We start from the raw sequence: 8,173 nt of genomic DNA, 5'->3' as shown, positions 1-8,173 counted from the left end.
AGCAACTCCTCCAGCGGGTAGCGGCAACGCCGGCTGCGCGGGTCGTCGAGTTCGGCGAACGCCGCCAGGTCGCCGAGGGCTTCAGGCGCGGGGGGCAGGGGCTGGTTGTCGGGCATCGGGGGCGTCAAAAACTCGCTCTTGTAGCACCGATTTCAGGCAAGAGCTTCATGCAATCGCCCTGCGGGGTGTTTGGTTGCCAGCCAGTGCAGATCGACCGCCGTCCGCAGAAACTCAAGCTGCCGGGTCATCTCCAAGGGATAGGTTCGGAAGATGGGCGGAATATCGCGGCGCGTCAGCTCTTCATGGATGACCCACAGCAGGGCGGGGTCCTGCTGAGTTTCGGCCATGATCATCAGGTCACGAATGGACGTGGCCGGGTCGGCGGTCCTGGCCGTGACGCCGTCGAAGCGCACGCGGTCAATCCCGGTCCTGGCTCGGGCTTCTTCCACGAGCAAAAAAAAGGACCGTGCCCGGTCCTTTTCATCCTCGGGCTCCAGCGGGGTCGGGAGCGTCTTGAGTGTCATCTCATTCGTCCGCGAGGTCTTCCGCGATCACGGCCGACAGGTCATCAGCGCCAGCAGTGGTGATGACGAATGTAGGCATGCCCTGGCGGTGGCCGGTGTGCAGCGTGACGCCCGGGGCGAGCTCGACGCTCGTCCGGTCGGTCAGCGCGTCGGCCGTGTCCTGCGCGGTCGGCAGGTCGACGAAGCGGCAGTGGTTCAGCGCGTCCATGGGTTTTCCTTGGCGTGCTTGACCGAGTCGCTCAGGCTGGCCGGGCCGTAGCTGCGCAGTAGGTTGATAGCTTGGCTGCGGGCAGGCGATTCGCCCTCGGGGAGAGATTCGAGGTGCCGCAGGTACTCCCACAGCTCGCTCAAATGCCCGAGCAAGATTTTGTTGATGAGCTCGGGCGGGGTGATCCCGGTGTGGTTCTTGATCTCGCCCATGACGTAGGCGGTGTCATCGGTGAGGGTGACGGTGGTTCGGACGGCCATTGTTGGCGCTCCTGTAGTGTGGGAGTCACGAGTGTACATCAATCGGCATCAATTTGCATCAATAGATTCTGATTGATGTATGATCCATCGTTGGCTCACAACTCGTAAGTTGTGAGCCCACAGGAAACGGGGCCAAAACCATGGCTCAAATCGTAGGGGTTTGAGCATATGATCCGGCTCAAAATCAAACCCCTAAGTTAAGCACCAGAAAAGGCACACATGGCACACATCGCGTACTACCGGGTCAGCACCTTGGGCCAGTCGATCACCGCACAGCGTGAGGCGCTGTTGAAGGAGGTCGGACAGGAAGGGTTCTTGAAGGAGTACCAAGACGAAGGCGTGAGCGGTGGCGTTGCGGCCATGAGTCGGCCCGGCTTCAGGCAAATGTCCGAAAGCATTCGAGCCGGCGACACTCTGTACGTGTACGCAATTGACCGCCTGGGGCGGGACGCCATCGACGTTCAGAGTACGGTCGGCGATCTGATCAAAAGAAGCGTCACGGTCTACATCCTCGGTCTGGGGCCGATCGCAAAGGGCGTCGGGGAATTGATCGTTGCCGTGCTGGCTCAGGTCGCCAAGATGGAGAAGGACCGGATCAACGAGCGCGCACAGGATGGGCGGGCCGCTGCGCGTGACTCGATGGCAAAGACCGGCAAGACCCACAGAGGCAAGGACCGTCTGGGCGGGCGTGCGCACAAGGTGCTGCCCGCCGAGCTGAAGGGGTGGCGGGCCGCCAATGGCAAGGACGGCAAGCCCGCGAGCATCTCGGAGACCGCCAAGCACTTTGACGTGTCTGAAGCGACCGTGAAGCGCTACACGTCGACCAGCGCCAGCGCGTAATCGGGCGCCCCATGGCGGCGGCTGGGGGCGGCCGGAGATGCCGCCCGAGGACTCACAGAGTCTGGGCGGCGTCGATCGCCTTGATGACGGTTTCGAGCTGGGAGGGCGTCATCCCACGCAGCCTAGACAGGACCTGATCGTCGAGCGCGTCTGCCATGCCCTTCTCGACGCGCCGCATTTGACGGTGCCGTTCCTTGAGGTCTGCGATCTCTGCGTCGGTCATGCAGAGTGCGACTGCCTCAAGGAGGTTGGAGACGGGAATGTGGTGCCGGTCGCAGACCGCGCGAATGCGCGGTTCATTGGCATCAGAAGCGTAGACATTGATTCGTTTGGGCATGTGTGCACCGTTCCCTGCTGTTTCTTGAATTCTATGGGCCCAGCACACCCCATGCACCCGGACTACCGCGCATTCAGGGTGTGGCCCCGCAGAGTTTTTCTATTTTCGGAATTTGGAAATCGAACCGGCGTCCGTGCCCGGGCGGCCCCGGCGGGGTCCGTTTGAAGCACAATTGGGTGTCCCGATTGGGGCACCGGCTCGCGACGCTTTCCTCTATGTACGCCCCTGCTGGCCGCCGGCTGAATTGGTACACCCGAATCCCCCCGGCTCCACCAGTCAAAAAAAAGGTCCTAGAGAATCAACGCTCTAGGGCCTTTTTGTTTTTCCGGTCTGCCCGACATCAACCGATCCCGCATGAACACCGAACATGGATGGAAACGACTGGCTCGCCTGCTGCGGGCCGAATGGCAGCACCTGGTGGCGGTGCAGGCCAGCAACCGGCGCTGGCAGCTGCCGCTGGCGGCGGCGCTGGCCACCGGACTGCCGCTGCTGATCGGCGCGTGCATCGGGCACCTGGAGCAGGGCCTCGTGGCGTCGATGGGCGCCCTGGTGCTGCTCCACACGCCCGACACGCCGATGCACCACCGCATGGCGTCGCTGATGGCCTGCAGCTTCATGATGACGGCCAGCTATGCACTGGGGGTGGCCAGCCATTTCCTGCCCGGCCTGACCGTGGTGGTGCTGGCCACCGCCGCCACGCTGATCACGATGCTGGGGCGGATCTACGCCCTGGGGCCGCCCGGCAGCCTGTTCTTCGTCATGGCCGCGGCCATCGGGGCCTACACCCCGGCGCAGGCGGCCGAGGTGCCGCTGCTGGTCGGGCTGATGTTCCTGGGCACGCTGCAGGCCTGCCTGATCGCGTTCGGCTACAGCCTGTGGATGCTGCGCCTGCGGGCGGCCGAGCCGGCCCGCCCCCTGCCCCGGCCGACCTTCGACTTCGTGGTGCTCGACCCCGTGGTGATCGGGGTGTTCGTCGGCCTGTCGCTGGCGCTGGCGCAGGCCCTGCAGCTGGAACGGCCCTACTGGGTGCCGGTGAGCTGCCTGGCGGTGATCCAGGGGGCCTCGCTGCGGGCGGTCTGGAACCGCCAGCTGCACCGGGTGCTGGGCACCTGCGCGGGGCTGCTGCTGTCGTGGCTGCTGCTGCTCTGGCCGATGGACCCGTGGCGCTTCGTGCCGACAATGATGGTGCTGACCTTCATCGTGGAGATGGTGGTGGTGCGGCACTACGGCTTTGCCGTCATCTTCATCACTCCGCTGACGCTGCTGCTGGCCGAGGCGGCCACCACCGGCCGCGCCAGCGCGGTCGACCTGATGCAGGCGCGCCTGCTCGACACGGTGCTCGGCTGCCTGATGGGTCTGCTGGGCGGCCTGTGCCTGCACCACGCGGGATTCAGGCAGGTGGCCGGGCGGCTGCTGCGCCGGCTGGTGCCCGTGCGGCCCTGAAACGCCGCCGCGACCCGGCCCGCACCGGGCCTGCGGCTGCGCCTCAGTGCCGGAGCGCCTGCTCGATGGCCAGGCCGATCGCCAGGATGCGCCGGTCCGCGCCACCGACACCGGCCACCATCAGACCCACCGGCGCGTCGCCGGGCCGGTGGCAGGGCAGCGACAGCGCACAGCCGTCGAGGAAGTTGATCAGCGTCGGGTTGCGCAGCATCAGCAGGTTGGCACGGCCATACCCGTCGTCGCTGTCCTGCAGGGGCTGCAGCGCCGGGGCCACCAGGGGCACGGTCGGCATCAGCATCGCGTCGTGGCCGGCCAGGGCCTGGTTCACCTCGTCCACCCAGGCGCGGCGGGCCTGGATCACGTCGATCAGGTCGGCCGCGCTCATGGCCTCCCCGCGGCGGATGCGCGACACGACACGCGGGTCGTACCGGTCGCCGGCCCGCGCGATCAGGTCACGGTGCCAGGCCCAGGCCTCGGCCGCGGTGAAGCCGCCCCGGGCATTGATCGAGGCCAGCCGGGACAGCACCGGCAGGGGCTGCTCGTCGATCCGCACCCCGGCGGCCGACAGGCGGGACAGGCTGCTCGCGAACGCCGCGGCCACCTCGGCCTCCAGATCGTCCAGCGCCACCGTCTGCGGCACCAGCAGACGCAGTCCACGCAAGCGGGCCGGTGCGGTGACCGCGTCCCCGTCCCCGGCGAGCAGCGCGTCGACCTCGGCGCAGCAGGCCACGGAGCGGGCGATCGGCCCGATCGAATCCAGGTGGGTCGACAGCGGCAGCACCCCCTCCAGGCTGACCCGGCGGGCCGTGGGCTTGAAACCCGCCAGCCCGCACAGCGCCGCCGGGATGCGCACGGAGCCACCGGTGTCCGAGCCGATGGCCGCCACCGCCATGCCATCGCTGACGGACACGGCCGCCCCGCTGGACGAGCCGCCGGGAATGCGGCCGGTGGCGCGGTCCCAGGGGTTCAGCGGCGTGCCATGGTGCGGATTCAGCCCGAGGCCGGAGTAGGCGAACTCGGTCATGTTGGTGCGGCCGACGATGACGGCCCCGGCGGCCTGCAGGCGGCGCACGACGGTGGCGCTGCGCACGGCAGGGGCCGCATCGGCCAGCACCCGCGAGCCGGCCGGGGTCGGCTGGCCGGCGATGTCGAACAGGTCCTTGACCGAGACCGGCAGGCCGTCGAGCACCGAGCGTGGCCCCTGCCACGGGCGCAGCAGGTCGCTGGCCATGGCCGCCGCCCGGGCGCCCTGCACCTCCAGGCGGGTGAAGACCCGGGCGCCCTCGCCCAGCGGGTCCGTCGCGCGGGCCAGTGCCGCCTCGGTCAGGGCCTGGGCCGTGGTGGCACCGGACCGCAAGGCGGCCGACAGCGAGCGCACGGTCGTGTCCGCGGCCCCCGGGGTCGATGCCACCGTCATCACGACCCTCGCTCAGGGGTGACGCACATCGGCGATCACCGGATCCCCGAAGTCGGCCCGGTCCAGCCAGGCCAGCACCCGGGTCGCGGCCTGTGCCGGGCTGTCGAGCAGGCCCTGGCGCTGCAGGTCGACGAAACGCGCCCGGTCGGGAAAGCCGATCGGATCCGCGTCACGCAGCTGCACCTGCATGTCGGTGTCGACGACGCCGGGGGCCAGCGAGACGATGCGCACCGGCAGCTGTTCCGCGTGGTCCGCCAGCGCCTGCTCCTCCAGGCCGACGGCGGCGCTGAACAGGTCCAGGCCGGCCTTGGCCGCGCAGTAGGCGGCGCTGCCGGCCATCGGGCGACGCCCCAGGCCGGACGAGATGTTCAGCACCCGGACCTGGCCACGGCGCCGCGCCGGCCATCCGCGGGTGCGCTGCAGCAACACGCTGGTCAGCAGCAGCGGCGCCTCCAGCCCCACCCTCAGCACGGCCTGCAGCTGCTCGGGGGCCTGATCGGCCAGCGGACCCGGGTCGGCCAGCACGCCGGCGTTGTTGATCAGCGTGACCCGGCTCCAGGCACGCGCGTCGGCCCGATCCAGCCATTCGTCCAGCTGGCGGGCCGCCGCCGCCGGATCGGTCAGGTCGAGCGGCCAGCAGGTCAAGGTGTTGCCATGGGCCTGCGCCAGCGCCTGCAGCTCGTCGAACGGACAGTGGCGGGCGATGGCGATCAGGTGCTGCCCGGGTCGGGCCAGCAGTTCACGGGCCATGGCCAAGCCCAGGCCGCGCGAGGCGCCGGTCAGCAAGGTCAGGTGACGGGGTGGATGATGCAGCGCGGGGTCCATGCCTGCATTCTTGCTTACAGTGGGTGTCTTGTCCTTCTTTTCAGGGCCTGTCCGGGCCCCGATCCATGACGTTTATCGCGACCTGCCCTCCCCCTGCCCGATCCCGCCAGCGTGGACGATCCACCGCCCGCATGATCGCGGCGGTCCTGCTGCTGACCTTGCTGGGCATCGTGATCGCGCTGCTGGCACCGTTCGCCTGGCAGCAGCTGCACGGCCGCCCCGACGAGCAGGTCGGCGACACGCTGAAGCGTGACCTGCCCTGGCGGGTCCGCATCGACGCGGACGGCCGCAGCGAGGTGCTCGGGCTGACGCTGACCGCCCGCGCCGCGGCGCTGCGGGCCACCGGTGACACGCCCGGCAGCCGGCTGCGGGATGCGGCCGCCCGCTGGCCGTCCGAGGTGATGGAGCTCGGGGTGCTGCGTGCCGCCGATGGCACGCTGAGCCTGGAAGCCTTCCTGACCTCGATCAGCATCGGCCCGCTGCAGGGCAAGCTGGTGCTCAGCGCCAGCGCCGATCCGGACACCTTGCGCGCCTGGGCCGAGCAGGCCGTCAAGGGGCAGGCACAGGCCAGCGGCGCCCAGCGCTTCAGCCTGAATGCGGCCGATGCGGCCCGGGCCCGCGAACACCTGATCGACGGGCTGGTGTTCCTGCCCGCGGCACGGCTGGACGAGGAGGCCCTGGTCCAGCGCCTGGGCCCTCCGGCCGAGCGCCTGACCGAACACGGCGGCACGCTGGACCTGCTCTACCCCGAACGGGGCCTGGTGGTGGCGCTGGACGCCAGCGGACGCAGCCGGGTGGTGATGCAGTATGTCGCGCCGGCCGACTTCGAGACCCGGCTGGCGGCCCCGCTGCGGGCCGCCGCGGCGGCTTCGGCCCCGGCGACCGCATCGAACTGATCGGCAGGCGCCCGGGCCGGCCCCGGCCCCGGCCCCGGTCCAGGTCCGCCGGTGGCTCGTTATGATCGCCGCGCGCGGGGCGACGGCCGGCAGCGGGCGCGCCCGGATCCCCTCTTCATGACAGACCCTCAGGAGCACACAAGATGGCCATGGACGTGATCGACTACGAGATCAAGGGCTCGGAGATGCAGTTCGTCGAGATCGAGCTCGACCCCGGCGAGGCCGCGATCGGCGAGGCCGGCAGCCTGATGTTCATGGATGCGTCCATCGACATGGACACGGTCTTCGGCGACGGTGGGCGCCAGCCGGGCGGCCTGTTCGGCAAGCTGCTCGGGGCGGGTAAGCGGCTGATCACCGGCGAGTCGCTGTTCACCACCGTCTACACCAACCAGGGCAGCGGCAAGAAGCGCGTGGCCTTCGCCGCCCCCTACCCCGGCAAGATCCTGCCGATGGACCTGCGGGCGCTGGGCGGCATGCTGATCTGCCAGAAGGACGCCTTCCTGTGCGCCGCACGCGGCGTGTCGCTGGGCATCCACTTCCAGCAGAAGCTGTCGGTGGGGTTCTTCGGCGGCGAAGGTTTCATCATGCAGAAGCTCGAAGGCGACGGACTGGCCTTCGTGCACGCCGGCGGCACGGTGGTGCGCCGCGAGCTGCAGCCCGGCCAGACGCTGCTGGTCGACACCGGCTGCCTGGTGGCCTGCACGCCGGACGTGAACTTCGAGATCCAGTACGTCGGCAAGATCAAGACCGCGCTGTTCGGCGGCGAGGGCGTGTTCCTGGCGCGCCTGACCGGCCCCGGCACGGTCTGGCTGCAGACGCTGCCCTTCTCGCGCCTGGCCAGCCGCATCTTCGCCGCGGCGCCGCAGAACGGCGGCAGCCGCGAAGAAGGCTCGATGCTGGGCGGCCTGGCCGCGGGCGGCATGCTCGGCGGCCTGCTGGGCGGTGGCGACGACGACTGAGGTCACCGCGCCGGACCCGCTCAGCGGGTCACGAGCACCGGGATGGTGCTGTGGGTCAGCACCTTCTGCGTTTCGCTGCCCAGCAGCAGCGCCGACACGCCACGGCGACCATGCGAGGCCATCACGATCAGGTCGCAGCCGGTCTCGGTGGCGCGCTCCAGGATGGCCTCCCACGGGTGCAGCGCCTCGACCGCGGCCGCATCACACGCCAGGCCGGCCGCGGCGCACGCGGTCTTCACGGTGGTCAGGTTGCGCTCGGCGATGCGCTCCTGGGCGTCGAAGAACTCCTGCGGCGGAATCGGCTGCATCTCCGAGATCGCGCTGTACGGGAACGGCTCCTTGACGGCCAGCGTGACGATCGAGGCACCGGTCAGGCCGGCGAGCTGCACGGCCGAGGCGATGGCCTTGGCGGTGATGTCGGAGCCGTCGGTGGGAACCAGAATGCGCTTGTACATGAGGACCTC

At 69.4% G+C, this 8,173-nt stretch carries 11 protein-coding genes; 4 read left to right on the top strand and 7 right to left on the bottom strand.

Annotated features, from left to right (window positions below; translation table 11 throughout):
- Positions 1 to 152: 152 nt before the first annotated feature.
- Genes C7444_RS15320 through C7444_RS15310 form a run of 3 tightly spaced genes read right to left on the bottom strand, consistent with a single transcriptional unit; the run spans position 153 to position 992 of the window.
- Complete coding sequence (locus C7444_RS15320; RefSeq protein ID WP_110401722.1) at positions 153 to 524, bottom strand: hypothetical protein; 372 nt, start codon at positions 522 to 524, stop codon at positions 153 to 155.
- 1 nt (position 525) lies between these two features.
- Complete coding sequence (locus tag C7444_RS15315) at positions 526 to 732, bottom strand: hypothetical protein (protein WP_110401721.1); 207 nt, start codon at positions 730 to 732, stop codon at positions 526 to 528.
- On the bottom strand, positions 720 to 992 hold the full coding sequence (locus C7444_RS15310) for a hypothetical protein (RefSeq protein ID WP_110401720.1): 273 nt from the start codon (positions 990 to 992) through the stop codon (positions 720 to 722). Before C7444_RS15310 ends, C7444_RS15315 begins: the two co-directional genes overlap by 13 nt.
- 219 nt (positions 993 to 1,211) lie before the next feature.
- On the opposite strand from C7444_RS15310, the gene C7444_RS15305 reads away from it, so the two are divergent.
- Positions 1,212 to 1,832, top strand: a complete 621-nt coding sequence (locus tag C7444_RS15305; RefSeq protein ID WP_110401719.1) for a recombinase family protein — start codon at positions 1,212 to 1,214, stop codon at positions 1,830 to 1,832.
- Between the two features lie 52 nt (positions 1,833 to 1,884).
- On the opposite strand, the gene C7444_RS20020 is transcribed toward C7444_RS15305, so the two are convergent.
- Positions 1,885 to 2,169, bottom strand: coding sequence for a hypothetical protein (locus C7444_RS20020; RefSeq protein ID WP_146219410.1), 285 nt, complete (start codon positions 2,167 to 2,169; stop codon positions 1,885 to 1,887).
- A 354-nt stretch (positions 2,170 to 2,523) separates the two neighbouring features.
- On the opposite strand from C7444_RS20020, the gene C7444_RS15300 reads away from it, so the two are divergent.
- A complete protein-coding gene (locus tag C7444_RS15300) occupies positions 2,524 to 3,612 on the top strand; it encodes an FUSC family protein (RefSeq protein WP_110401718.1) in 1,089 nt (362 codons plus the stop codon).
- A 43-nt stretch (positions 3,613 to 3,655) separates the two neighbouring features.
- Here C7444_RS15300 and C7444_RS15295 read toward each other — a convergent pair whose 3' ends face one another.
- Both C7444_RS15295 and C7444_RS15290 read right to left on the bottom strand, forming a co-directional pair.
- Positions 3,656 to 5,029 carry an amidase gene (locus C7444_RS15295; RefSeq protein WP_110401717.1) on the bottom strand — a complete coding sequence of 458 codons (1,374 nt, stop codon included), beginning with the start codon at positions 5,027 to 5,029 and terminating at the stop codon, positions 3,656 to 3,658.
- 12 nt (positions 5,030 to 5,041) lie between these two features.
- Positions 5,042 to 5,854 carry an SDR family NAD(P)-dependent oxidoreductase gene (locus C7444_RS15290; protein WP_110401716.1) on the bottom strand — a complete coding sequence of 271 codons (813 nt, stop codon included), beginning with the start codon at positions 5,852 to 5,854 and terminating at the stop codon, positions 5,042 to 5,044.
- 131 nt (positions 5,855 to 5,985) lie between these two features.
- Between C7444_RS15290 and C7444_RS15285 the strand changes: the two genes are divergently transcribed.
- Both C7444_RS15285 and C7444_RS15280 read left to right on the top strand, forming a co-directional pair.
- The gene (locus C7444_RS15285) at positions 5,986 to 6,750 is read left to right on the top strand and encodes a hypothetical protein (RefSeq protein WP_110401715.1); all 765 of its coding nucleotides are present in this window, start codon (positions 5,986 to 5,988) and stop codon (positions 6,748 to 6,750) included.
- Between the two features lie 143 nt (positions 6,751 to 6,893).
- The gene (locus C7444_RS15280) at positions 6,894 to 7,709 is read left to right on the top strand and encodes a TIGR00266 family protein (protein ID WP_110401714.1); all 816 of its coding nucleotides are present in this window, start codon (positions 6,894 to 6,896) and stop codon (positions 7,707 to 7,709) included.
- 20 nt (positions 7,710 to 7,729) lie between these two features.
- On the opposite strand, the gene C7444_RS15275 is transcribed toward C7444_RS15280, so the two are convergent.
- Positions 7,730 to 8,164 (bottom strand): universal stress protein, encoded by a 435-nt coding sequence (locus tag C7444_RS15275; protein ID WP_110401713.1) that lies wholly within the window; start codon positions 8,162 to 8,164, stop codon positions 7,730 to 7,732.
- Between the last annotated feature and the right edge of the window lie 9 nt (positions 8,165 to 8,173).

Origin of the sequence: Sphaerotilus hippei (assembly GCF_003201595.1) — a bacterium.
GTDB classification, from domain to species: domain Bacteria; phylum Pseudomonadota; class Gammaproteobacteria; order Burkholderiales; family Burkholderiaceae_C; genus Sphaerotilus; species Sphaerotilus hippei.
The sequence above is the reverse complement of the archived record's forward strand: the minus strand, read 5'-3'. Positions and strand labels throughout refer to the sequence as shown.

Coding starts and splice junctions, on each gene's coding strand:
- C7444_RS15280 (WP_110401714.1), top strand. CDS start 6,894: ATGGCCATGGACGTGATCGACTACGAGATCAAGGGCTCGGAGATGCAG.
- C7444_RS15300 (WP_110401718.1), top strand. CDS start 2,524: ATGAACACCGAACATGGATGGAAACGACTGGCTCGCCTGCTGCGGGCC.
- C7444_RS15310 (WP_110401720.1), bottom strand. CDS start 992: ATGGCCGTCCGAACCACCGTCACCCTCACCGATGACACCGCCTACGTC.
- C7444_RS15285 (WP_110401715.1), top strand. CDS start 5,986: ATGATCGCGGCGGTCCTGCTGCTGACCTTGCTGGGCATCGTGATCGCG.
- C7444_RS20020 (WP_146219410.1), bottom strand. CDS start 2,169: ATGCCCAAACGAATCAATGTCTACGCTTCTGATGCCAATGAACCGCGC.
- C7444_RS15305 (WP_110401719.1), top strand. CDS start 1,212: ATGGCACACATCGCGTACTACCGGGTCAGCACCTTGGGCCAGTCGATC.
- C7444_RS15295 (WP_110401717.1), bottom strand. CDS start 5,029: ATGACGGTGGCATCGACCCCGGGGGCCGCGGACACGACCGTGCGCTCG.
- C7444_RS15315 (WP_110401721.1), bottom strand. CDS start 732: ATGGACGCGCTGAACCACTGCCGCTTCGTCGACCTGCCGACCGCGCAG.
- C7444_RS15290 (WP_110401716.1), bottom strand. CDS start 5,854: ATGGACCCCGCGCTGCATCATCCACCCCGTCACCTGACCTTGCTGACC.
- C7444_RS15320 (WP_110401722.1), bottom strand. CDS start 524: ATGACACTCAAGACGCTCCCGACCCCGCTGGAGCCCGAGGATGAAAAG.
- C7444_RS15275 (WP_110401713.1), bottom strand. CDS start 8,164: ATGTACAAGCGCATTCTGGTTCCCACCGACGGCTCCGACATCACCGCC.